At 61.7% G+C, this 23,736-nt stretch carries 20 protein-coding genes and 2 tRNA genes; 3 read left to right on the top strand and 19 right to left on the bottom strand.

Annotated elements, in window-relative coordinates:
* Positions 1-57: 57 nt before the first annotated feature.
* The 6 genes from BCUN_RS00910 to BCUN_RS12645 all read right to left on the bottom strand — a co-directional run bounded on the left by BCUN_RS00910 (position 58) and on the right by BCUN_RS12645 (position 4,780).
* The gene (locus BCUN_RS00910) at positions 58-3,228 is read right to left on the bottom strand and encodes a type I restriction endonuclease subunit R (protein WP_033517198.1); all 3,171 of its coding nucleotides are present in this window, start codon (positions 3,226-3,228) and stop codon (positions 58-60) included.
* Between the two features lie 23 nt (positions 3,229-3,251).
* On the bottom strand, positions 3,252-3,461 hold the full coding sequence (locus tag BCUN_RS00905) for a DUF3791 domain-containing protein (protein ID WP_033517200.1): 210 nt from the start codon (positions 3,459-3,461) through the stop codon (positions 3,252-3,254).
* A complete protein-coding gene (locus BCUN_RS00900) occupies positions 3,454-3,708 on the bottom strand; it encodes a hypothetical protein (RefSeq protein ID WP_033517202.1) in 255 nt (84 codons plus the stop codon). Before BCUN_RS00900 ends, BCUN_RS00905 begins: the two co-directional genes overlap by 8 nt.
* Positions 3,705-4,184 (bottom strand): DUF3990 domain-containing protein, encoded by a 480-nt coding sequence (locus BCUN_RS00895; protein ID WP_033517204.1) that lies wholly within the window; start codon positions 4,182-4,184, stop codon positions 3,705-3,707. Before BCUN_RS00895 ends, BCUN_RS00900 begins: the two co-directional genes overlap by 4 nt.
* Position 4,185: 1 nt before the next feature.
* A complete protein-coding gene (locus BCUN_RS12685) occupies positions 4,186-4,368 on the bottom strand; it encodes a restriction endonuclease subunit S domain-containing protein (protein ID WP_238552276.1) in 183 nt (60 codons plus the stop codon).
* Positions 4,369-4,453: 85 nt separating this feature from the next.
* Positions 4,454-4,780 carry a restriction endonuclease subunit S domain-containing protein gene (locus tag BCUN_RS12645; protein WP_202961081.1) on the bottom strand — a complete coding sequence of 109 codons (327 nt, stop codon included), beginning with the start codon at positions 4,778-4,780 and terminating at the stop codon, positions 4,454-4,456.
* An 80-nt stretch (positions 4,781-4,860) separates the two neighbouring features.
* Here BCUN_RS12645 and BCUN_RS00885 point away from each other — a divergent pair, with 80 nt between their 5' ends.
* Genes BCUN_RS00885 through BCUN_RS00880 form a run of 3 tightly spaced genes read left to right on the top strand, consistent with a single transcriptional unit; the run spans position 4,861 to position 9,596 of the window.
* Positions 4,861-7,425 (top strand): type I restriction-modification system subunit M, encoded by a 2,565-nt coding sequence (locus BCUN_RS00885; RefSeq protein WP_033518693.1) that lies wholly within the window; start codon positions 4,861-4,863, stop codon positions 7,423-7,425.
* Position 7,426: 1 nt separating this feature from the next.
* On the top strand, positions 7,427-8,827 hold the full coding sequence (locus BCUN_RS12680) for a restriction endonuclease subunit S (protein WP_238552274.1): 1,401 nt from the start codon (positions 7,427-7,429) through the stop codon (positions 8,825-8,827).
* Positions 8,724-9,596: a site-specific integrase gene (locus BCUN_RS00880; RefSeq protein WP_238552273.1), complete on the top strand. Its 873-nt coding sequence runs from the start codon at positions 8,724-8,726 to the stop codon at positions 9,594-9,596. The genes BCUN_RS12680 and BCUN_RS00880 overlap by 104 nt, the downstream gene beginning before the upstream one ends.
* Positions 9,597-9,648: 52 nt before the next feature.
* Here BCUN_RS00880 and BCUN_RS00875 read toward each other — a convergent pair.
* From BCUN_RS00875 to BCUN_RS00815, 13 genes are all read right to left on the bottom strand, one after another.
* Positions 9,649-9,722 (bottom strand) — tRNA-Arg (locus BCUN_RS00875).
* 59 nt (positions 9,723-9,781) lie between these two features.
* Positions 9,782-9,855, bottom strand: a tRNA-Arg gene (locus BCUN_RS00870).
* A 57-nt stretch (positions 9,856-9,912) separates the two neighbouring features.
* Complete coding sequence (gene clpX, locus BCUN_RS00865; protein ID WP_033515755.1) at positions 9,913-11,226, bottom strand: ATP-dependent Clp protease ATP-binding subunit ClpX; 1,314 nt, start codon at positions 11,224-11,226, stop codon at positions 9,913-9,915.
* Positions 11,227-11,344: 118 nt separating this feature from the next.
* Positions 11,345-12,037 carry an ATP-dependent Clp protease proteolytic subunit gene (locus BCUN_RS00860; RefSeq protein ID WP_033515757.1) on the bottom strand — a complete coding sequence of 231 codons (693 nt, stop codon included), beginning with the start codon at positions 12,035-12,037 and terminating at the stop codon, positions 11,345-11,347.
* Between the two features lie 8 nt (positions 12,038-12,045).
* A complete protein-coding gene (locus BCUN_RS00855) occupies positions 12,046-12,630 on the bottom strand; it encodes an ATP-dependent Clp protease proteolytic subunit (protein ID WP_033515759.1) in 585 nt (194 codons plus the stop codon).
* 85 nt (positions 12,631-12,715) lie between these two features.
* A complete protein-coding gene (locus BCUN_RS00850; protein ID WP_081895451.1) occupies positions 12,716-14,059 on the bottom strand; it encodes a chloride channel protein in 1,344 nt (447 codons plus the stop codon).
* A 100-nt stretch (positions 14,060-14,159) separates the two neighbouring features.
* Positions 14,160-15,551, bottom strand: coding sequence for a trigger factor (gene tig, locus BCUN_RS00845; RefSeq protein ID WP_033515761.1), 1,392 nt, complete (start codon positions 15,549-15,551; stop codon positions 14,160-14,162).
* Between the two features lie 47 nt (positions 15,552-15,598).
* Positions 15,599-16,897 carry an HRDC domain-containing protein gene (locus BCUN_RS00840; protein WP_033515763.1) on the bottom strand — a complete coding sequence of 433 codons (1,299 nt, stop codon included), beginning with the start codon at positions 16,895-16,897 and terminating at the stop codon, positions 15,599-15,601.
* 99 nt (positions 16,898-16,996) lie between these two features.
* Entirely contained in the window at positions 16,997-17,878 is an 882-nt protein-coding gene (gene pflA, locus BCUN_RS00835; protein WP_033515765.1) for a pyruvate formate-lyase-activating protein, read from the bottom strand.
* 114 nt (positions 17,879-17,992) lie between these two features.
* The gene (gene pflB, locus BCUN_RS00830) at positions 17,993-20,368 is read right to left on the bottom strand and encodes a formate C-acetyltransferase (RefSeq protein WP_033515767.1); all 2,376 of its coding nucleotides are present in this window, start codon (positions 20,366-20,368) and stop codon (positions 17,993-17,995) included.
* A 185-nt stretch (positions 20,369-20,553) separates the two neighbouring features.
* The gene (locus BCUN_RS00825; protein ID WP_033515769.1) at positions 20,554-20,754 is read right to left on the bottom strand and encodes a hypothetical protein; all 201 of its coding nucleotides are present in this window, start codon (positions 20,752-20,754) and stop codon (positions 20,554-20,556) included.
* Positions 20,755-20,823: 69 nt separating this feature from the next.
* The gene (locus BCUN_RS00820) at positions 20,824-22,521 is read right to left on the bottom strand and encodes an NAD+ synthase (RefSeq protein WP_033515771.1); all 1,698 of its coding nucleotides are present in this window, start codon (positions 22,519-22,521) and stop codon (positions 20,824-20,826) included.
* A gap of 14 nt (positions 22,522-22,535) precedes the next feature.
* Positions 22,536-23,684 carry a M20 metallopeptidase family protein gene (locus BCUN_RS00815; protein WP_033515772.1) on the bottom strand — a complete coding sequence of 383 codons (1,149 nt, stop codon included), beginning with the start codon at positions 23,682-23,684 and terminating at the stop codon, positions 22,536-22,538.
* Between the last annotated feature and the right edge of the window lie 52 nt (positions 23,685-23,736).

Genomic DNA, 23,736 nt, shown 5'->3' with positions numbered 1-23,736 from the left:
CACACTAGCACCGAAAGGTTACAGACAGCGTGCATATAATCCGCGCAGGACGGTTGGTTACCCGAAATCGCCACCTCCGTTGAGAATGAACTGCTTGAGATCTTGACGAGCCTGACTGAATGCAGCAAACATGGTGATGGAAGGATTGCCGTCGCGCTCGGCGTAGTAATGCCGTGCACGCTCCCTGTCAATGGTGCCCATGAGTTTGTTGAAACGTCCGAATTCATTGATGTTGTCGGCGGTCAGGTGAAGTGCCATGGCCTCTTCCAACAATGAGACATCGACTCCGAAGGCATCATGGATTTTCATGACCCGCTTGTCCTGATCACGTCGGGCATATTCGGTGATGTAGTCCCTGAAGGTCTTCCCGGGTTCCGGTTGTACGTCACCGCTTTCGACGTCGTGAAGGAACAGCTCCGCATACCGCTGCTCGTCCTGGTTGAGGGTGGCAAAGGACCTGTGGAGTTCCTGGGTCGCCAGTCGCCATTCCTCGTCATGCTCGTTGAGGGTCTTGAGCCATTTGTCGAAGTTGACGTTCATGTAATCCGTGTCGATGAGACCGGTGTCGATCTCGGTGATGTGACCATCCAACTCGTAGGGAGTGTCCGGCGGAACGCCGGAGCCTACACCTTTTTGGAACATCTCCTTGTATCGCGCGACCAAGACCATGTAGGTATGTTCGTCGATCCGGGGGATCACCGTTTCCTGGTTGCCGTCGTCATCGATGAATACATACTGCTTGCGGCCCCATTCGAAGCCTTGGACCTTGGCCATTTCCAGGAACTGGTTGAGTTCGATGAAGCACTTGGCGAAGGCACGGCATGCTTCCGTGGATTCAGGCAGCTGCATGAAGTCGTCGATGCCTGCTGCCTGGAAAATGGCCGTGATCTCCTCGAGTCTGGCATCCATGAGGCGGATGTTCTGCGGGAGTTTCTGGGCGAAGAGGTCGAGCGGCCGGTCGCCGGAGTAGAGTTTCACCGCCGCCTCGATGTATCCGCGCATCGTGTGCGGCTTGCGGTAGTAGCGGATCACGCCGAAGGGCTTGTCGGGGCCGAACAGCCGGTTGGTGCGGCTGAAGGCCTGGATGATGGACTCGTAGTCGATGACCTTGTCCAGGTAAAGCGCGTTGACCCATTTCGAGTCGAAGCCGGTGAGCATCTGGTCCACTACTATGAGCAGGTCCAGACGTTCCTTGCGATGGGCGTCGACGCCAAGATACGGGACCTTATGCGCCAAACGGGCAGCGATGTCACGCTTCATCGCACCCCATGTGGGAATGGTGAAGTCCTTGCCGTACAGCCTGTTGTAGTCGCCGATGATCTCCACCAACGCGTCTTCCTTGGCGATGGCGCCATCCTTGTTGTCGATGTTGGGGTCGAACAGTGCGGTGATGTGCATGTCGGGCGCTTGCGTGCGCAGCAAATGGTAGTAGTGGATGGCCTGTGGGATGGAACTGGTGGCGAAGATGGCGTGGAACTTGTTGCCGTGACTCAGGATGGGGAACTGTTCGAGGATATCCTCGACGACCCTGCCTTCATGCGGCGAGCCAATGCCGTACTGCGAGGATGAAAGGAAATCCTCGATGCCTTTGATATGTTCTCCTGCTGGCGTTTCCATGGGTCCCATCGGCACGGCCTTGGGATCCATGTAATGGTAGAACACCTTGCTCTTGGACGGGTCGGCGTTGACTTCGTCAAGACTCCGTGCCTTGGCCTGCTCCAGGGCGACGGCCTGTCGAACGTCACGGTCACGGTACGTGGTGACCATATAGGGGTCGAAGCCCAATACGTTGCCGTCGCGGATGCCGTCGGCGATGCTGTACCGATGCAGGCAGTCGCCGAAGACATCGGAGGTGGTGCCGCCTTGCTTCCTGTTCTCCTCGTGGATCGGAGTGCCGGTGAATCCGAAGAACAGTGCGTTCGGGAAGGATCTGCGAATGTCCTGCAGCATGTCGCCGAAGGTCGACCTGTGGCATTCGTCGATGATGAAGACGATGCGTTGTTCCCCCAGCCTGTCGATTTCCGCTTGCGTGATTTTCCCGTAGCCGGCCTTGATGTTGCTCATCTTCTGGATCGAGGTGACGATCAGTGTGTCCTTGGGGTCCGAGCTTGCCAGTTTCGCTTTCAGGTCGCCGGTGTTCTCGGTGCCCTGCACGTCGTCGGCATCGTCGGCAAAGGCTTGGTAGTCCTCGAGCGATTGGGTACCCAGTTCCACGCGGTCCATGAGGAACACGACCTTGTCGGCATCCCTCGAATCGGCGATGAGCTGCGCCGACTTGAAGCTGGTCATGGTCTTCCCCGAACCGGTGGTGTGCCAGATATAGCCGCCCCGGCGTCCCGGAGTGGGTTCCGGTTCATCCCACTTGCATTCCCGCACCCGGTCGGAAATCGCACTGGCCGCATAATACTGGTAGCTGCGCAGTACCTTCAGGATTCCGTCGGTGTGGTCGGCGATGGTGTAGAAGCCGATGAGCTGGTGTGCCATGGGAATGTTGAGCAGCTTCTCCGTGAACAGTTTCCAGCTGTCCTTGCCAACCTCGCTGCCATCCGCCATCGGCTCGTTGTTGAAATCCTCCCAGTGAAAGAAGAAATCAGGGTTGAAGGTTGCCTTCCCAGGATTCGCGAAGTAGACGGCGTCATCCGGATTCATGGCCACGAATATCTGCACGAGGCGGAAGATGCCGTTGAATACGCCTTCGTGGGTGTACTTCTCGATCTGGTTGCATGCCTGGCTGATGGGAATGCCGCTGCGCTTGAGTTCCAGGTGGATGACCGGCATGCCGTTGATGAGTAGGCACAGGTCTCCCCTGCGGCTGTTCAGCATCCTGTCCGCTGCCGCGTACCGCGGCTGCTGGGCAATCTGGTAGCTGCTGTAGCCTGCAGCGATTTCCTTGCGATCGTAGATCTTGAGGCTGATTTCCTTGCCCAAGTGGTCAGGATCGGCGGGATTGTCCCTAGTGATAGCGACTGTCCTGCCGTTGATGAAGGAGTTCAGGGCCAATGGCGTGCCCAAGGTCTCGACCTGTTCCAGCACCTGCGCCATTTCTCCGGACGTCAGCGGCTGATTGTTCAGGCGGTCGATGCCTTTATTGTTCCGATAGAGGATACGTGCCCAGTTGTCGATGAGATCCTGCTCGGACGGGGACTTCAGCAGCCCGTCCTGCCAGCCGTTCTGCTGGAGCACCTTGATGACGGCTTCCTCGAAGTCGGATTCTTCCTGGTAGTACATGTCTCCTCTTCCCTGGCTGTCGTTCACCAGGCATGGCGTCCGGTGGCCATCAGACTGTCGATGTCGGCATACGCATTCTCGAGGCTTTCCGAATGGTACATCTCGTAGCTGTCCATGATTTCCCCGACGAGCCCCTGCCGCTCCCAAGAGGCAAGCACCTGAGGCGCCGACATGGCCTTGTCCTGGGCGTAATGTTCCAACAGGTAAATGAAGAACTCCATCTGCCTAGACATACTCGTCCCTCCTCAAATACAGGGAGTTGCGAGGGTCGCCCGTGACCCGCTCGCTCTCCCACATGTCGAAAATGCCGGCCGGTGAGAAATCAAGCATTTCCAAGGTAGGGTCATTGAACATGGCATAGGTTTCCGAGCCAAGGTAGGAAGCGAGGGCCTCCATGGGATCGATGCCGTACTTCTCGTTGATCATGCGGGTCACTTCCCGGTCATAGTAGCTGTTGATATCTGCCTGGAGATCCATCATGCCTCCTCCACGTGCAGGAAGGAGATGGCCTGCAGTGCCGCCTCCGTCTTGAATGCATACTGGTCCTTGAGCTTCTGGGTCATCAATCGCCGGATAGCCTCCTCTTCGGTGTAGATCTGTGCGAAGAAGCCACGCAATACCGGCATGGTGTTGTCGTTCGCCACCGGTCCGATCACCAGGTCCAGGTCCGGGACTTCCGGCTGCCCGTTGCGGTTGCCACTGACGAAACGAAGCCAGTCCTCATCCGCAGCGGGGAATTCCAGCACATTCAGGTCCTCGAAGGCGGCTTCATCGTATTCGTACACCGAGATGAGCGGGGATCCGGTGCGCCGACGGCGAGCCGTCAGCACCGACCACTTGGCAGCCTGCTCGTAACTGCTGGTGACGTAGAAGCCGGTCCCAAAGTCAAGACGACGGTCGCTGCGCAACACCCGTGGCTGTTCCACCGTCACGTTGCTCCCATGAAAGAGCAGCATGTCACTCCTCCCCCTTCGGGAACATCTTCTCCAGCAGCGCCTTTTTAATATTTTTCATTATTTCCAGCTTACGCTGATGAAGGGTGATGAGGGAATCAAGCTTATTTAGAAATACTCCAATTCTATGTTGCTCATTCAAAGAAGGGATTTTCAATGCGTAGCACGCATATTCCTGCGAATTCACGCCAGGCTGTCCAGATCGCTGTGAAGTGATTTCAACATATTTTTTGTATTGCTGGTTAAGCGTACTTTGAAATACAAACGTTGAATCAAACGCTAGGATGCAAACGCGCTCGAATTAAGAAACCTGCAAAATACATTTCTCCGTCAGAGGGACGATATAAGTATGTTTTGCCCACACTGGCCCCAGTGCGCGCAAAAAGCAAATCGCCGTTCTGAAGGCGGTAGTGAGATAACGTATTAAAGTCGGTATCAGGAGTCGTAGCGTTCTCTGCTATGAATTGATGCGTATCATCATCAATATCTGTAATACGAAGATAGGCGTGCTTTCCGTCAAAATCTCGAGACGCAGCGTTGACTCCGTATTCCAAAGACAAAGCTAAATCGCCGAGCTTACGCTGTTCCCAAGTGGGCATCTGCTATGCTGGTGACCATTCGCGGAAGGGGACGGCATGTGTCGTTGACTGCCCGTGATGCGCGGATCAGGGAGGATATGGTGAACAAGCAGCAACTTGCGTCGAAGATCTGGGAATCAGCCAACAAGATGCGCTCGAAGATTGAGGCCAATGAGTACAAGGACTACATCCTCGGCTTCATCTTCTACAAGTTCCTGTCCGAGATGGAAGTGAACCGACTGCTGGAAAGCGGCATGGACACCGATGACCTGCCATCCCTCACCGAGGACGATGCAGAGCTGGTGGAGTCCGTTCAGGATATCTGCGGATACTTCATTGCGTACCGGAACCTATTCTCCACTTGGGTAAAGAATGGTTCGGACTTCGAGATCTCCGACGTTCGTGATGCACTCTCTGCTTTTGAACGCAATATCAACCCGTTACACCGCAAGGTCTATGACGGCATTTTCGATACTTTGCAGACCGGGCTCTCCAAGTTGGGCAACGATGCGCGCAGTCAGTCGAAGGCAGTGCGCGACCTGGTGCAGCTCATCAAGGACATTCCCATGGATGGCCGGGAGGACTACGACGTCCTGGGATTCATCTACGAATACCTGATCAGTAACTTCGCTGCCAACGCCGGCAAGAAGGCCGGTGAATTCTACACTCCCCATGAAGTGTCGGTCCTCATGAGCGAAATCATCGCCTCGACGCTCAGCGACCGTGACACCATCAAGATCTACGACCCCACCAGCGGTTCGGGATCCTTGCTCATCAACATCGGACAGGCTATGGCACGCCGCAACGGCAATCCTGACGCCATCATGTACTACGCCCAGGAAATCAAGGAAAACACGTACAACCTGACCCGCATGAACCTGGTGATGCGAGGCATCCTGCCCGACAACATCGTGACGCGCAACGGCGACACCTTGGCAGATGACTGGCCGTATTTCGACACGGATGCCAACAAGGAGGAAACCTACGATCCACTGTTCGTGGATGCCGTGGTTTCGAACCCGCCCTATTCGCAGAACTGGGATCCCGAGAACAAGGACCTCGATCCCCGTTTCGCGAACTATGGCGTGGCACCGAAATCGAAGGCCGATTTCGCTTTCCTTCTGCACGACCTGTACCATCTGCGGCCGGATGGCGTCATGACCATCGTCCTGCCCCACGGCGTGCTGTTCCGTGGTGGTGAGGAAGGCGAGATCCGCAGGAACCTGGTCGAGAACCACAACATCCAAGCCATCATCGGACTGCCCGCGAACATCTTCTTCGGTACCGGCATTCCCACCATCGTCATGGTGCTGCGCAAGAACCGCACCAACGGCGACATCTTGGTGATTGACGCATCCAAGCATTTCGTCAAGGACGGCAAGAGCAACAAGCTGCGTGCCTCGGACATCAAGCGCATCGTCGACGTTGTCTCTGGCAACCTCACGGTGGACAAGTTCAGCCGTCTGGTACCCATCGAGGAGATTCGCGAGAACGACTACAACCTCAACATTCCCCGCTACGTGGATTCCTCGGAACCACCGGAAACTTGGGACATCTATGCCACCATGTTCGGTGGTATACCCCGGCAGGACCTCGACGCATTGGAACCGTATTGGAAGGCATGGCCCACGCTCAAGTCCCAAATGTTCCAGACTTCGGAAGGTGGATACAGCCACATCATTGCCGAGGACGTGGCTGCAACGATCCATGAAAACAGTGATGTCAAGGCATTCAGGAGCCGGTATGATGCTGCCATCGCTCCCTTGGAGTCGCTGCTGCATGAACGCTTGGTGCTTGAACCCGGCAACGTGGACATCGCTGGCGACGAGACTGCCATTGGCGACACCTTAGAGCGCCTACTGGCGGAGATTCCTCTGGTAGACCCCTACGACGCCTACCAAGAGCTGGATGACTCATGGGGCGGCATTGCCAACGACCTGGAAGTGATTCAGAAGGAGGGACTGGACGCCGTCCGTGCGGTCGACCCCAACGTGGTCCTCAAGAAGCGCAAAGGCAAGGACGTGGAGGAACAGGATGGGTGGACGGGACGCATCCTGCCTTTCGACTTGGTCCAACATGCATTGCTGGCTGACGACGTGGCTGCCATTGCCCGGCAGGACGAACGGATTCGGGACATTGACGCCGAACTGGCAGGCATGCTTGACGAATTCAGCGAGGACGAGAAGTCGAATCCTGCAATCAACGAGGAAGGAGACGGATTTGTTGCGGCCGCATTGAAGCAGGAGGCTAAGCGAATCGGCAAGACTCCGGCAAATGAGTTCGAACAGGCCCTGGTCCACGCATATGCATTGACCGAAGAAGCCAGGAAACTCAAGGCATCCGTCAAGAAGGAACGCCAGGAACTGGAGGAACGGACCAAGACCGTCATCGAGGGCCTGGACGACGCCCAGGCACGGGCAATGCTGGACCGCAAATGGATTGACCCGCTCATGGAGCGCCTACATGCCATGCCGGACGGCATCGTGAACGGTTTCATCGCACAGGTCAAGGCCTTGGGAAACAAGTACGAAACCACGTATGCCACGGTCAGCGAAGAGATCTCCAGTGCGGAACAGGAGCTTGCGTCCATGCTCGGACAGCTGACCGGCAGCGAATACGACATGGCAGGAATCAATGAACTGAAAAAACTGCTGGGAGGTGAATAAAATGACTCCATCAATGAATGTACCGGAGCTTCGGTTTGCTGGTTTCACTGACCCTTGGGAACAGTGTAAGCTGTCCAGTTACTTATCTGTCTCATCGGAGAAGAATCTTGATGGGCGATTAGGGGTCTCTGACGTACTTTCGGTATCCGGTGAATATGGCATTGTGAACCAGATCGAGTTTCAAGGACGCTCTTTTGCTGGAAAATCAGTATGTTCTTATGGCATTGTTTATACAGGAGATGTCGTTTATACGAAGTCTCCACTCAACTCGAATCCATACGGAATCATCAAGGCCAACCGAGGCCGTACGGGGATTGTCTCAACGCTTTACGCAATCTATCATCCCAATAGTAATGTGATTCCGCCATTCATCCAGATATACTTTGAGGACAATTGGCGCGTCAATCATTATTTGCATCCCTTGGTAAACAAGGGAGCGAAGAATGACATGAAGGTCTCCGCTCCAAATGCCTTGGAAGGGAATGTTATTTTCCCTGAGATTGCCGAACAGCAGCAAGTGACATTTTTATTTAACCGACTTGATTCCCTCATCACCCTTCATCAGCGTAAGTATGACAAACTGAAGGAGCTGAAATTGTCGCTCTTGGAAAAAATGTTCCCTAAAGAGGGCGAATTATTCCCGGAGCTTCGGTTTGCTGGTTTCACTGACCCTTGGGAACAGCGTAAGCTCGGCGATTTAGCTTTGTCTTTGGAATACGGAGTCAACGCTGCGTCTCGAGATTTTGACGGAAAGCACGCCTATCTTCGTATTACAGATATTGATGATGATACGCATCAATTCATAGCAGAGAACGCTACGACTCCTGATACCGACTTTAATACGTTATCTCACTACCGCCTTCAGAACGGCGATTTGCTTTTTGCGCGCACTGGGGCCAGTGTGGGCAAAACATACTTATATCGTCCCTCTGACGGAGAAATGTATTTTGCAGGTTTCTTAATTCGAGCGCGTTTGCATCCTAGCGTTGATTCAACGTTTGTATTTCAAAGTACGCTTAACCAGCAATACAAAAAATATGTTGAAATCACTTCACAGCGATCTGGACAGCCTGGCGTGAATTCGCAGGAATATGCGTGCTACGCATTGAAAATCCCTTCTTTGAATGAGCAACATAGAATTGGAGTATTTCTAAATAAGCTTGATTCCCTCATCACCCTTCATCAGCGTAAGTCGAATAGGTACAATACTGCGCTTGTTCACTCCCCTGATGAAAGGATCCCGAACGATGGACACCATCTCCCCTGCCCTTTCCTTCTGCTCCTACTACGAACAATGGGTGAAGACCTACAAGGAGGGCGCCATACGCGACGTGACCATGGGCAAATACCGTCTGACGCAAAGCTGGCTGGAACGGCTCGTCCCCGACCTGCTGCTGCGTGATCTGGACCGCACCGCATACCAACGTCTCATCAATGGGTATGCCGAGCACCATGAGCGCCAGACCACGATGGATTTCCATCACCAGCTCAAAGGTGCCATCCTGGATGCCGTGGATGAAGGGCTGCTTGCGCGCGACCCAACCCGTAAGGTCATCATCAAGGGCCGCGCACCGCGCGTCAAGAAGATGAAATACCTCAACCAGTTCGAGCTGCATGCCATGCTCGCCGACCTCGACCTCGGTCCGGAACCGAGCTGGGATTGGCTCATACTCCTGATTGCCAAGACGGGACTGCGCTTTTCGGAGGCATTGGGACTGACGCCAGACGATTTCGACTTCACCCACCAAACGCTTTCCGTGAACAAGACGTGGGACTACAAGAACGGAGGCGGCTTCGTCCCGACCAAGAACGCCTCCTCCGTACGGAAGGTGCAGCTGGATTGGCAGCTGATCATGCAGCTTTCGGGATTGCTGAGGAACCTGCCGTTGGACCAGCCGATCTTCGTTCACGGCAACGTCTACAACTCCACCGCCAACACTGTGCTAGCCAGGCACTGCCGGCACGCCGACGTCCCAGTTATTTCCATCCATGGGCTCCGTCACACCCACGCCTCGCTCCTGCTCTTCGCCGGCGTCTCCATTGCCAGCGTGTCGCGGCGTCTCGGCCATGCCAGCATGACCACGACGCAGGAGACCTATCTGCACGTCATTCGCGAACTGGAGAACAAGGACGTCGACATCGTCATGCGCGCCCTCTCCACCTTGATCTGATCGGCGGATATTGGAAAGGCCCTTGACCGCATACGCGACCAAGGGCCATATGTGCGCGAGACAGGATTCGAACCTGCGACCTGCTGATCCGTAGTCAGCTGCTCTAATCCGCTGGGCTACTCGCGCAGCGCCACCGCATCAAAAGTGACCGACACTCGAAAGCGCCTCCACTGCAAGTGGCTGAGTGCGCGAGACAGGATTCGAACCTGCGACCTGCTGATCCGTAGTCAGCTGCTCTAATCCGCTGGGCTACTCGCGCATGTTGCCTGCGTCAGGCAACTCGAATAAGATACAACGCTTTCACAGAATATCCAAATCACGGCGTGTCGCGCTTGAGCCGCAGGACGGTCCGGCGCTCCTCGACCAGTTGCGGCGAACCGGTTCCGTCCACCGCATCGGCATCCACGACCACCCGTGTCACGCCCTCCATGTCGGGCAGCGCGAACATGGTGCCCTCGAGGGTGCGTTCGATGATGGAACGCAATCCGCGGGCTCCGGTCCCCTGCCCCTGTGCGATGTGGGCGATGCGCCGCAGCGCCTCGTCGGTGAACTCGAGTTCCACGCCCTCCAGGGCGAACAGCTTGCGGTACTGCTTGGCCAGGGCGTTGGCGGGCTGTGTGAGCATCTCCACCAGGTCGTCCTCCGTCAGGTCGTCCAGCACGGCCACCACCGGCAGCCTGCCGATGAATTCGGGCAGCAGCCCGAAGTCGGCGAGGTCGTCCGCCGTCACCTGCCGCAGCAGCTCATGGGGGTCGACCTGCCGGATGCGCATGTCCGCGCCGAAGCCGCTGGCGTGGGAGCCGAGCCGCTTGGCCACGATCTCGTCGAGCCCCACGAAGGCGCCTCCGCAGATGAACAGGATGTCCCGGGTGTCCAGGCGCACCGTCTGCTGCTCCTGTGCCTTGCGCTGGCCGTCGACGGGCACGTCGACCACGCTGCCCTCCATGACCTTGAGCAGGGCCTGCTGGACGCCCTCGCCGGACACGTCACGGCTCATGGAGGCGTTGGAGCCGCCCTTGCGGGCGATCTTGTCGACCTCGTCGATGTAGATGATGCCGTGCTGTGCGCGTTTCACGTCGCCGTCTGCTTCCTGCAGCAGGCGCTGCAGCATGCTTTCCACGTCGTCGCCCACATAGCCGGCCTCGGTCAGCGACGTGGCGTCCACGATGGCGAAGGGCACCTGCATGGCCTGTGCCAGGGTCTGGGCCAGGTAGGTCTTGCCCACGCCCGTCGGTCCCATGAGCAGGATGTTCGACTTGGCGACCTGCACCTGGCCCAGTGGGTCGACGATGCGGTTCGCCTCCTCGCTCAGCGGCGCGTGTCGAGGACGGTCCATGGAGATGCGCTTGAAGTGGTTGTGGACCGCCACGCTCAAGGTGCGCTTGGCGGCCTGCTGGCCCACGACGTAGGCGTCGAGGATGGCGTTGACCTGGGCGGGCGTGGGCAGCTTGCGCACGCCGGTCCGGTCGTCCTTGGCCTGTTCGTCGGCGATGATGTCCACGCATACGGCGACGCATTCGTCGCAGATGGCGACGCCGACGCCGGCGATGAGGCGGTCGACCTCGTCCTCGCCCTTGCCGCAGAAGGCGCAGCGCTGCACGCCGTCGTTGTAGCTGACCACTCGGCCCATGTCCGGCACCTTTCCTCGTGGGGTCCCTGACCGCGGAAACGGCGCAAGGGCCGGTCCGCGCACGTCTCCCCAGTATAGGGACATGCGGCGGACCGGCCCTTGCCGACGGTCGAATGCGCTACTGCGCAATTCCCTTCTTGCGCGGCTGCAGCACCTCGTCGATGATGCCGTACTCCTTCGCCTCCTGGGCGGTGAGGAAGGTGTCGACCTCGATGTCCTTGCGGACACGTTCGAGCGGCTGGCCGGTCTTCTCGGCCAGGGTGTCCTCCAGCCAGCTGCGCATGCGCAGCATCTCCTTGGCCTGGATCTCGATCTCCGTCGCCTTGCCGAAGCCCTGGTCGATGGCAGGCTGGTGGATGAGCACGCGGGCGTTGGGCAGGATCAGGCGCTTGCCCTTGGTGCCGGCGGCCAGCAGGATGGCTGCGGCGGAGGCCGCCTGGCCCAGGCACACGGTCTGCACGTCGGGCTGGATGTAGTTCATGGTGTCGTAGATCGCCGTCATGGCGGTCATCGAGCCGCCGGGCGAGTTGATGTACATCATCACGTCGCGGTTCGGGTCGAGGCTCTCGAGCACGAGCAGCTGCGCCATGATGTCGTCGGCGGTCGTGTCGTCGACCTGCACGCCCATGAAGATGATGCGGTCGTCGAACAGACGCGTGTAAGGGTTCTGGCGCTTGTAGCCGTACGGGGTCTTCTCCTCGAATTCCGGCACGATGTAGCGGTCCTGCGGCATGCGGTCGGCCGCCGCACGGAATCCGGGGCCGGCAAGGCGCTCGGCGCGCGCTACGAACTTCGCTTCTTCGGATGCCATGGGTCGCTTCACTCCTTCGAGGTCATGGTGTCGTGCGTGGAGACGAGCTTGTCCACGAAGCCGTAGTCAAGCGCTTCCTGCGCGGTGAACCAGTGGTCGTATTCGTTGTCGCGGTAGATCTCCTCGACCGTGTGTCCGGTCTGCTCCGCGGTCAGTTCGGCGAGCGTCTTCTTCATGTTCATGATGAGCTCGGCGCTGATGCGCACGTCGGTGGTGGTGCCGCCGATGCCGCCGGAAGGCTGGTGCATGAGCACGCGGGCGTGGGACGTGAGGAACCGCTTGCCCTTGGTGCCCGAGCTGAGCAGGAACTGGCCCATCGAGGCGCACATGCCGATGCCGACGGTCGCCACGTCGGGTTCGATCAGCTGCATGGTGTCATAGATGGCCATGCCGGCGGTGATGGAGCCGCCCGGGGAGTTGATGTACAGCCAGATGTCGCTCTTGGGGTCCTCGGCGGCGAGCATGAGCATCTGTGCGCAGATGCGGTTCGCCATGTCGTCCTTGACCTCCTCGCCCATCCAGATGATGCGGTCCTTGAGCAGGCGGTTGAAGATCGGGTCGGACGGACCTGCCGGCATGTCCTCGCCGGCCATGGTCGGTGTCAGTAAAGTACTCACCGTGTCTCCTTTGCGTGTCGTTACGTATACACTAACTGTTCCAAACGACGCGGCACCCGTTTTATTCCGAGGCCGCCCGGCGGCGTTCCAGCCGTCCCGTCACCCAGCGGCCGGTCAGCACGGACACCGCGCATGCCAGGGCGACGGGCACGTACAGGTTGCTAGGGGCCTCGGTCAGTTCCATGACGAGCGTCATGGCCATGAGCGGCGCGTTCTGCGAAGCGGACAGCAGGGCGCAGGCACCGATCAGCGCATAGAGTCCCATGGGCGCGCTCCCGCACCAATGCACCCAGACGATGCCAAGGATGCAGCCCAGGGAACTGCCGATGGCGATGCCGGGCGTCAGGACGCCGCCGGAGGCGCCCGCACGGATGGTCATGAGGGTGACCGCCGCCTTGGCGACCAGGGACAGCGCCAGCAAGGGGATGAAGGACCATTCGGCCACGCCCGAGAAACCCATCTGCGCGGTGGCCCGGCCGTTGCCCATGACCTGCGGAATCCAGATTGCGACCACGCCGGTGACCAGGCCCGCCAACGGCAGCTGCCACAGGATGGCCGTCCCGCTGGCCTTGCGTGATTCCGCCCACGAGGATCCCTTGCGGAACAGCGCACCGACGACGCCTGCGCACAGGCCGGCGACGAGCGCAAAGCCCATGGTGTCGGGGGTGAACAGGCCGTGGACCTCCCCGATGAGGTAGAAGGCATGCGTACCCTTGATCAGGGTGGCGACCCAGGCCGCCACTGCGGAGCACAGGAAGGACAGGCAGACGGTGGGGGCCGTGACGTCCACCAGCAGGATCTCCACCGCGAAGAAGCCGCCGGCCAGCGGTGCGTTGTAGACGGCGGCCAAGCCCGCGCCCGCGGCCATGGCGACCACGGCCCTGAGGTCCCTGCGGTGCACGCCGGTCAGCGCGCAGACCCGTTGTGCCAGCATGGATCCGAGTTCGCGCGGCGCGACTTCCCTACCCACGGACAGGCCGCAGCCGACGATCATGATCTGCAGGAGCACATGCACGACGGTCTGCCACGCCGGCATGAGGGCGCCCTGCACGGCCTTGCGCACCGAGGGCACTGCCCTGGTGCGGGTGCGCAGCAGCCACCAGGCGACGGCGGCGGCCACCGCACCGGCGAGCAGCGAGGCGACGCGTCTCCAAGGATGCGTCTCGAAGGGACCGGGCAGTTCCGGGCTTTCCACGAAGCCGAGCATGACGTGCTCGATGCCGTAGAGCATCAGGGTCAGCAGACCGCCGCAGACACCGATGAGGACGCCGAGGATGACGACGGAGCAGAACATGGCCGTCGCGCGCGACCCCCAGGGCTTGCGGCCGGCGCCGAGATCGTCCTCGCGGATCTCGTCGGGCCGTGCCTCGTCATTGTCGAAATGGCCGGCAACCGGAACACTCATCGAATACCTCGCTTGGCTGGCGGATGGGGAAAACGTGCAGCCCCCGGCCCATTGGGTCGGGGGCTGCACGTTGCACGATGTCACTGACAGGTGGCTAGGCTCACTCGTCGGCACTGAGGGTGTCGGCCACGGCGGCGGCGGCAGCAGCGGCAGCCACGGACTCGTCGGCTTCCACGGCGGCTTCGGCGGCGCCCTGCTCGGCGTCGTTCTCGTCGGAGCCGAGGAACTCGCTCAGGTCGATCGGCTCGCCGTCGACGGTGAAGGTCACCTCACGCATGCCGGCCAACAGGCCCTTGGAGCGGGCGACTTCCTCGACTGCGGAGCCGATCTGGCCGTTCTGGATGATGGCGGAGATGAACTGGTTCGGGTCCATGCCGTACTGCTGGGCGATGGAGGCGAGGAAGTTGAACACGTCGCTCTGGGCGACCTGCACGTCCATCTTCTCGGCGAGGGCCTCGAGGACCATCTGGTCCTGGAGCTGCTTGACGACCTCGTCCTCGGCTTCCTTCTTCTGCTCGGCGGTAGCATCGTCCTCGGTCAGGCCCTTGGACTGCAGCTGCTGCTTGATCATGTCGGCCTTGACGCCCTTCGGGACGGGCAGTTCCAAGCCGTCCTCGAGACGTGCGATGAAGGCGTCGCGGGCCTTGGTGGCCTGCATGCCGAGCGTATCCGCCTCGGCGTTCTTGCGGATTTCGGCCTTGAGCTCGTCGAGGGTGTCGAACTCGGAGGCTTCCTGGGCGAACTCGTCGTCGAGCTCCGGCAGCTCTTCGGCCTTCACGGAGTTGACCTTGACCTTGACCAGGGCGTTCTCGCCCTCGTGCTCGCCTCCTTCGAGCTTGGACTCGAAGGAGGTCTCCTCACCGGCGGACAGGCCGTCGAGGGCCTCGTCGAGGCCGTCGAGCATGTTGCCCGCGCCGATCTCGTAGCTGATGCCCTCCTGGGAGTCGACGGACTCGCCGTCGATCTGGGCGTCCAGGTCGATGTTGACGTAGTCGCCCTTGGCGGCCGGGCGATCCACGCTCACCAGGGTGCCGAAGCGCTGGCGCAGTGCCTCGAGGCGCTGGTCGATGTCATCGTCGGAGACCTCGGCCTTCTCGACCTCGATGGTCATGCCCTCGATGTCCGGCAGCTCGAAGTCGGGACGGCGCTCCACGGTCGCGGTGAACTTGAGCTTGGTGTCGTCGGAGGCGCTCTCCGGCATCTCGACGACCTCGACGTCCGGCTGGGCCATCGGGTGGATGTCCTTGGTCTGCAGGGCCTGGGTGTAGAAGTCCGGCAGCGCCTTGTTCACGGCCTCGCCGGCCACCGCCTGGAAGCCGACGCGCTGATCGACGAGCTTGCCGGGCACATGGCCCTTGCGGAAGCCGGGAACGGTGATCTGCTCGGCGATCTCCTTGCGGGCATCATCCAGGTACGGATCGAATTCTTCCTTGTCGATGGTAACAGTCAGCTTGGCCTTGGTGGGCTCGAGATTCCTGACGCTGATCTTCACGGTTGCGCTCCTGACACGTTGGTCTGCAATATCTAACAAATTCTGCCTCACGGCAACCGTACCATGATAACGCGGGTCAGCGACTCGGCCAGCAGGCCGATCTGCCAGTCTCGCGCGCCCTGTTGCCTGAGGAACGAGGCCACGTCCCGTTCCCCCGGCTCGTCGGTCCAGCACAGGTTGCGGATGATCTGCGGCTTGATGAGCACGTCCGGCGGCGTATGCGTGTCCTCGGACACCTGGTTGACCAGGGCGCGTGCCGCCTGCAGCCGACGGAAGCGGTCGGGATGGTGACGCTGCCACACTTTCATGGACTTGGGCGCATTGGTCCGTGCGGCATCGGACTGCCCGTCGGGCATATGCGGCAGCTGGGAGGCGGGGATGGCCAGGGCCTCCTCGATGGTCCGCTTCCACACGGAGGGCTTGACCTTGCGCTGGATGGGTGCATACCGCTCGAACATCTTGTCCTGCTCGTTGCCCAGATGCATGCGCACGCGTTCGTTGAGGCATCGGATGGAACGGAACTGGCGGGCGTTGTGGGGCTTGCGCCTGGCTGCCTCGATGATCGCCGAGTCCGACAGCAAGAGGCTCGGGGCGATGTCGTAGCTGCGGGCCAGCCGGTCGCGGACCTCCCAGAGCGACTTCGCCACGGCAAGCGCGCGGCGGTCCGACTGGATGTCGGTGATGTGGGAGATGCGCAGCCACGGCACCGGGTGCGGAGGCCGGGGCCTGAGTCCGGTGCGCAGTTCGTGGGCGAACTCCTCCTGTGCCCATTGCCACTTGCCGTGCGCCTTGAGGTCGCGGGCCATGACGTCCATGAGCTCGATGAGCAGCTCGACGTCGAGCGCCGCGTAGTTGCGCCAGTCGCGCGGCAGCGGCCGGTAGGACCAGTCGGCTGCCGAATGCTCCTTGGCGAGGGTGATGCCGAGGTAGTGCTCGGTTACGTAGGCCAGGCCGAAACGGTGCAGTCCCAGAAGCCGTGCCGCGATTTCGGTGTCGAACAGCGCCGAGGGCTCGAATCCCAGTTGCGCAAAGCCGGGAAGGTCCTGCGTGGCGTCGTGCAGGATCCACGTGGCACCGTGCAGGGCCTCGTTGAGCAGGTTCCAGTCCACGCCCTGCTCCCCCAGTGCGTGGGGGTCGATCAGGCCGATCCCGGCACCTTCCCGCTTGAATTGGATGAGCCAGTCGTCATGGCCGTACCGGTACCCGGATGCGCGTTCGGCGTCGACGGCCACGGGGCCGTCGGACCGTGCAAGCCGCTCGCAATAACGTTCGTACGCCTCGAGCGTATCGATGACGTCGGGGACTCCTTCCCGCGGCTCACGTTGCAGTACGGGTTTGGCACTCAATGCTTGGCTCCTGGGATCGGTGGCACGCCCTTGGCGTGTGGTACATGCGCCATATTGCAGCGATGACTCGACAGCCTGCCGCCTCGACTGGCCGGGAGCCTAGTAGACGGTGAAGCCGTAGGACTCGAACTGCTCGCGCACGCGATCCTTGCATGCCTTGGAGGGCCCCTTCTGGTCCTCCAGCGGGTACGGCAGTCGCAGCTCGTGCCACTTGGGGCGTCCGAGCTGGTGGAAGGGCAGCACGTCGATGTGCTCTACGCTGTCGCCGAACTCTTGGCAGATGCGGGCGACCTTGTCCACGTTCTCCTCGGAGTCGGTCAGGCCCGGCACCAGGACGAAGCGCACCCAGATCTTCTTGCCCTTGGCGGCCAGGCGGCGCCCGAAGTCGATCGTGGGCTGCAGGATGCCGCCGGTGACCTTCTCGTAGGTCTCCGGGTCCCCGGACTTGACGTCGAGCAGGCACAGGTCGATGTCGTCGATCATCTCGTCGGTGTAGTTGCGGTTGAGGAAGCCGGAGGTGTCCAGGCAGGTGTGCACGCCCATCTCCTTGGCCGCTCGGAAGACGCGCGAGACGAAGGCCGGCTGCATCATGGACTCGCCGCCCGAGAAGGTGATGCCGCCCTTGGTGGCCTTGAACAGGTCGGCGTAGCGTTCGACCTTCTTGATCATCGCCTCCAGGTACACGGGCTTGCCGTCGCGCATCTTCCAGGTGTCGGGGTTCTGGCAGTACTGGCAGCGCAGGGGGCAGCCGCTCATGAAGACGGTCATGCGGGTGCCGGGGCCGTCCACCGACGTGTTGATGTCCCATGAGTGCACGAAGCCTATGTCGCCGGTGCGCAATGCACGGATGCGGTCGCGGCGGTCCAGTCCGATCGGTGATTCGAAGCCGGACAGACCGCCCATGAGCGTCTGGCTGGCATACGTCTTCGATTCCTTGAGCATGTGCCGGCGCGTGGCACGGAACTCGGCGGCCTCTTCCATGCTGTCCTCCTCGTGTGGTTGCAGGGTTCACCATAGACGAAAGGGCGGTGGCTGGTGCCACCGCCCTTCGCGAACATGCCTACGCCGTCACCCGGCGTGGGTCAGGTGGGGAGCTCAGTCCTCCACGGCACCCTGGTGGAAGGTGCGGGAGATGACGTCCAGCTGCTGCTCCTTGGTGAGCTTGACGAAGTTCACCGCGTAGCCGGAGACGCGCACGGTCAGGTGCGGGTACTTCTCCGGGTGCTCGACGGCATCCTCGAGCTGCTCCTTGCGCAGCACGTTGATGTTGGCGTGGTACAGGCCATGGCCGTTGCCGGCGTCCAGGATGCCGACCAGGTTGGCGATGCGCTCGTCCTCGTCGCGGCCGAGGCCGTCGGGGGTGATCGTGTTGGTCAACGAGATGCCGTCCAGCGCGTCGTTGTAGTCGATCTTGCCGACCGAGAACATGGAGGGCAGCATGCCGTGGGAGTCCATGCCATTCTCCGGGTTGGCGCCCGGGGCGTACGGGGTGCCCTTGGCGTGGCCGGACGGGAAGGAACCGGTGTTCTTGCCGTACTCCACGTTGGAGGTGATCGTCAGGATGGACTGGGTCGGCACGGCGCCACGGTACACGGGCAGGCGCTTGACCTGGCCCATGACGGTGGAGACGACCCACTTGGCGAGGTCGTCGGCACGGTCGTCGTCGTTGCCGTAGAGCGGGAACTCGCCCTCGGTGCGGTAGCCGACGATCAGGTCGTCGTCGGCGCCCTCGACGTACTCGTACTCATGGCCCTCCATGTCCTTGGCGTCCTTGTTGTACACCGGGTAGACCTTGGCGTACTTGCAGGCGGACAGGGAGTCGGCGGCGATGGACAGGCCGGACATGCCGCAGCCGAGGGTGCGGTAGACCTCGCGGTCGTGCAGCGCCATCTCGATGGACTCGTAGGCGTACTTATCATGCATGTAGTGGATGATGTTGAGCGCCTCGACGTAGGTCTCGCTCAGCCATTCCAGAGCCTTCTCGTAGTTCGCCTTGACCTTCTCGAAGTCCAGGGTGCCGTCGGCCTCGGGCTGGATCGGGTCGATCACGCCCTTGTCGATGACCTGCATGCCGGTCATCTCGTCGCGTCCGCCGTTGATGGCGTACAGCAGGGCCTTGGCGGAGTTCACGCGGGCCGCGAAGAACTGCATCTGCTTGCCCACGCGCATCGGGGACACGCAGCATGCGATGGCGGCGTCGTCACCCCAGTGGGAACGGATCTCCTTGTCGGACTCGTACTGGATGGCCGAGGTGTCGATGGAGATTTTGGCGCAGAACTCCTTGTAGCCCTCGGGCAGCTTCGGGTCCCAGAAGATGGTGATGTTCGGCTCGGGGCCGGGTCCCAGGTGCTCCAGGGTCAGGGTGTTGAGCAGGCGGAAGGAGGTCTTGGTGACCATGGTGCGACCGTCGTCGCCGAAGCCGCCGTCCGACCAGGTCGCCCAGTACGGGTCGCCGGAGAAGATCGCGTCGTAGTCCTGGGTGCGCAGGAAGCGCACGATGCGCAGCTTCATGACCAGGTTGTCGATGATTTCCTGGGCATCCTGCTCGGTGAGGATGCCGCGCTCGAAGTCACGCTCGAAATAGCAGTCGAAGAAGGTGGAGACGCGGCCGAAGCTCATGGCGGCGCCGTCCTGGCTCTTGATGGAGGCGAGGTAGCCCATGTAGGTCCACTGCACGGCTTCCTTCGCGTTCATGGCCGGGCGCGCCAGGTCGAGGCCGTACTCCTTGCCCAGGTTGATGAGCTTCTTGAGCGCCTTGATCTGCTCGTCGTGCTCCTCGCGGTAGCGGATCCAGTGCTCGATCTCGGTCTCGGAGAAGTCGTTGCGGTACGGGACGGCGTCCTTGTCGCGCTGCTTGAACTTGATCAGCGCATCCACGCCGTACAGGGCCACGCGGCGGTAGTCGCCGATGATGCGACCACGGCCGTAGGCGTCCGGAAGGCCGGTGAGGATCTTGTTGTGGCGAGCCAGCTTGATGTTCTTCGTGTACACGCCGAAGACACCGTCGTTGTGTGTCTTGCGGTACTTGGTGAAGATCTCCTTGATGCGCGGGTTCGGCTCCTTGCCGGCCTCCTTGATGGCCTGCTCGACCATGCGCCAGCCGCCGTTGGGCATCATGGCGCGCTTGGTCGGCACGTCGGTCTGCAGGCCGACGATCACGTCGTCCACCTCGGGTGAATCGATGTAGCCGGCCGGGAAGGCGTCGATGTCCGCGGGCGTGTCGGTGTCCACGTCGTAGACGCGCTGCTTGCGCTCCACGGCCAGGTAGTTGTCGTCGAGGTACTTCCACAGGTGCTTGGTCTTGTCGGTCGCATCCGCGAGGAAGGATTCGTCACCCTCGTACGGGGTGTAGTTCTTCTGGATGAAGTCGCGGACGTCAATGTCCTTCTGCCAATTGCCGGGCACGAAACCTGCCCAGGCCTCCTCCTTGATCTCCTCGGGGGAAAGGGCGGTCGCATCCAATGCTGCCATGTGCAACTCCTTGGGTTAGGAAATGAGCGATCGTATGTGTTCGACGCTTCCTTGTGTCTTGACAGTGCCCATCCTAGCCGACCGGCCCCGTGAAACACAGCAGGAAACACGTGAGCTTGGTCACAAAACGGGAGGCGGCGGTGTGACCTGTGTCACACCGCCGTCTCCCGGTTCCCGGCCGTCCGTCAACGGTCCTCGGAACCCCACGTGTTCCACTGGCGTTCCTGGTCCTCCCATTGCTTGTTGCGGGTCTCGGCCGTCTTCAGGGCGTCCTCGGCTGCCTGCCGGGTCGGGTACGGGCCCAGGCGGTTCTGCATGGGCGACTTCGGGCCCTGCTCCACCTCGCCAGTGGCCGTGTTGTAATACCATTCCTGCGGATCTGCCATGCCATCCACTCCTCTCGTCTTCGGTCGGCTGGCTTATGAGCTTAGTGCGCGTCCGGCACCGCCGGACCGCTATTCGCGGAAGGCGTCCGTCACGGGCAGGCGGCGGTCGCGTCCGAAGGCGAGTGCGCTGACCTTGGGTCCCAGCGGGTACTGACGGCGCTTCCATTCGGCACGGTCCACCAGGCGCATCACGGTGGACACGGTGTTCTCGTCGAAGCCGTCGGCCAGGAGGTCGGCACGGCCGTGGGCCCGTTCGATGTACGCCTCGAGCACCTGGTCCAGGATCGCGTATTCGGGCAGGGAGTCGGAGTCCTTCTGGCCGGGGCGCAGTTCCGCGCTGGGGGCCTTCTCGATGGAGCTGACCGGGATGAGGATGCCGTCGGGTGCGGGAGTGCCGGGATGTCCCGCCTCGTTGCCGACCACGTGCAGGCCGCCGATGCCCATGCCCCCATGGGCGGCGCGGTTGCGCCAGCGTGCCAGCTGCCACACCTTGGTCTTGAAGACGTCCTTGATGGGCGCGTAGCCGCCGACCGCGTCACCGTAGATGGTCGAGTAGCCGCAGGCCAGCTCGGACTTGTTGCCGGTCGCCAGGGCGAGCAGTCCCTTGGCGTTCGAGTACGCCATCACGATGACGCCGCGGATGCGTGCCTGCAGGTTCTCCGCCGCCACGCCCTCCACGCCGAGCTGGCCCTCGAAGGCCTTGAAGAGCGTCTCGATGGGCTGGATGTCGTAGTGGGCTCCCAGGTTGCGCGCCAGGTCGACCGCGTCGTCCCTGGATCCGTCGGAGGAGTACATGCTCGGCATGGAGATGCCCTGGACGTTGGCGCCGCCCACCGCGTCCGCGGCCATGGCGGCCACCAGCGCAGAGTCGATGCCGCCGGACAGGCCCAGGCAGACCCCCCGGAAGCCGTTCTTGGCCATGTAGTCCTTGAGGCCGAGCACGCATGCGGTGTAGACCTCCTCGTCCGGGTCCATGGGGGCCGCGACCTCGCCCACCTGCTGGCGGTCCGCCTCGGTGTCGAGGTCGAACATCATCAGGTGCTCCATGAACATGGGGGCACGCAGGAGCAGGGTGCCGTCACGGTCGACCACGAAGCTGCCGCCGTCGAAGACGAGGTCGTCCTGGCCGCCCACCTGGTTGACGTAGATCATGGGGGCGTCCACCTCGGCGGCGCGTCGGGCGCCGAGCGCCAGGCGGGTGTCGGTCTTGCCCTCCTCGTAGGGGGAGCCGTTGATGGTCAGCAGCACGTCGATGCCCTTGCCGGCCAGTTCGGCGACCGGGCCGCCGTCCTGCCAGATGTCCTCGCAGATGGCCAGTCCCACCTTCACGCCCTCGATGTCCAGGGCGACCGAGCGTTCCCCGGCGGAGAAGATGCGGAATTCGTCGAAGACGCCGTAATTGGGCAGGAAATGCTTGTCGTAGCCGGCCCACACCAGGCCGTCGTGCAGGACCACCAGGCGGTTGCGCGGCTTGCCGTTGGCGCGGTCGGTGCCGATGGTGCCCACCACGACGTAGGCGTCACCGTAGCCGTCGGCGGCCAAGGTGGCGGCCATCGCGTTGGCCTTGTCCCAGGCGGCCTTTCGGAAGGTGGCCCTCAGGGCGAGGTCCTCGATCGGGTAGCCGGTCAACGTCATCTCGGGGAAGACGACGACCGAGGCTCCCCCGTCCACGGCGGTGCGGGTGACTTGCTCGACCTTGGCGGCGTTGGCGTCGAGGCCGCCGACACAGGTGTCGATCTGCGCGAGTGCGAAACGTAGTGTGCTCATGGGGACCCAGTGTACTAGCGCAGGCACTCCAGTACGCGCAGAGCGCTGTTCGCGTAGAAGGCGGCGCCGGTGGCCACGGACACGTCGAGTCCCACGAAGCGCGGGCTGTGCCAGTCGGCGCATCCCGGCTGGCCGTTCGAACCCACGAAGGCGAAGACGAGCGGGGCCACCTCGGCATATTCGGCGAAGTCCTCCCCGGCCATCGACGGGCGGATGGGTTCCAGTCGCGCATAGCCGGGCACGTCCCCGGCCACGGCGGCCGCGAGGCGCGGGTCGCTGGCAAGCGGCGGCTCGAAGTCGTCCCAGTCCACGTGGGCCTCGATGCCATAGGCGTGCGCCGTCTCCTGCACGACCTGGCGGAACCGGTGCGCCGCCATGTCCCCATCCTCACGGTGAAAGTAGCGCACAGTGCCTTGGAAGCCGGCATGTGCCGGCACCACGTTCCACACGTCACCGCCGTGCACCTCGGTCACGGAGATGACCAGCGGACGGAAGGGCGATGCGTTGCGGCTCACGATGGTCTGCAACGACAGGATCATGGAGGCCATGGCCTCGAGCGGGCCGGTCCCCTTGTCCGGGTAGCCTGCATGCGTGCCCTGGGCGTCGAGGGTCACGGAGAACCGTACGCAGCCCGCCATCATCGGCTCGGCCCCCACAGCCAGCGTGCCGGGCGCGTAGTTGGGGTTGTTGTGGGTGCCGACCATGGCCTCTACGCCGTCGACGAGCCCCGCGTCGATCACCGCGCGTGCGCCGCGTCCCAGTTCCTCGGCCGGCTGGAACACCAGCCTCACGCTGCCGGCGAAGCGGTCGCGGTGGCCGGCCAGCCAGAAGGCGGCGCCCAGCAACGACGCCATGTGCAGGTCGTGGCCGCAGCCGTGCATGACGCCGTCGTTGCGGGAGGCGAAGTCCAGGCCGGTGTCTTCCTGGATGGGCAGGCCGTCGATGTCGGCGCGCATCCCGATGAGCGGTCCCGCTGAGTTCCCGTCGACCTGGGCGACGACACCGGTGGCCATGGGGTTGGGCAACGGCTCGATGCCGTGCGCGCGCAGGACCCGTTCGAGGTACGCGGTGGTCTCGCGCTCCTCGAAGGAGCGTTCGGGATGGGCGTGCAAGTGGCGTCGGATGGTGCGCAGTTCGTCGGTGAGTTCCAGCGTGATGGCCATGGCGGATGCCTTTCCTTGGTGGGTACGGGAAGGCCGTCCCGCATCGGCGCAG

It is taken from the genome of Bifidobacterium cuniculi, from assembly GCF_000741575.1.
Taxonomy (GTDB): Bacteria; Actinomycetota; Actinomycetes; order Actinomycetales; family Bifidobacteriaceae; genus Bifidobacterium; species Bifidobacterium cuniculi.
Note: the sequence above shows the minus strand (reverse complement) of the source record. Positions and strands in the feature narration are given on the sequence as shown.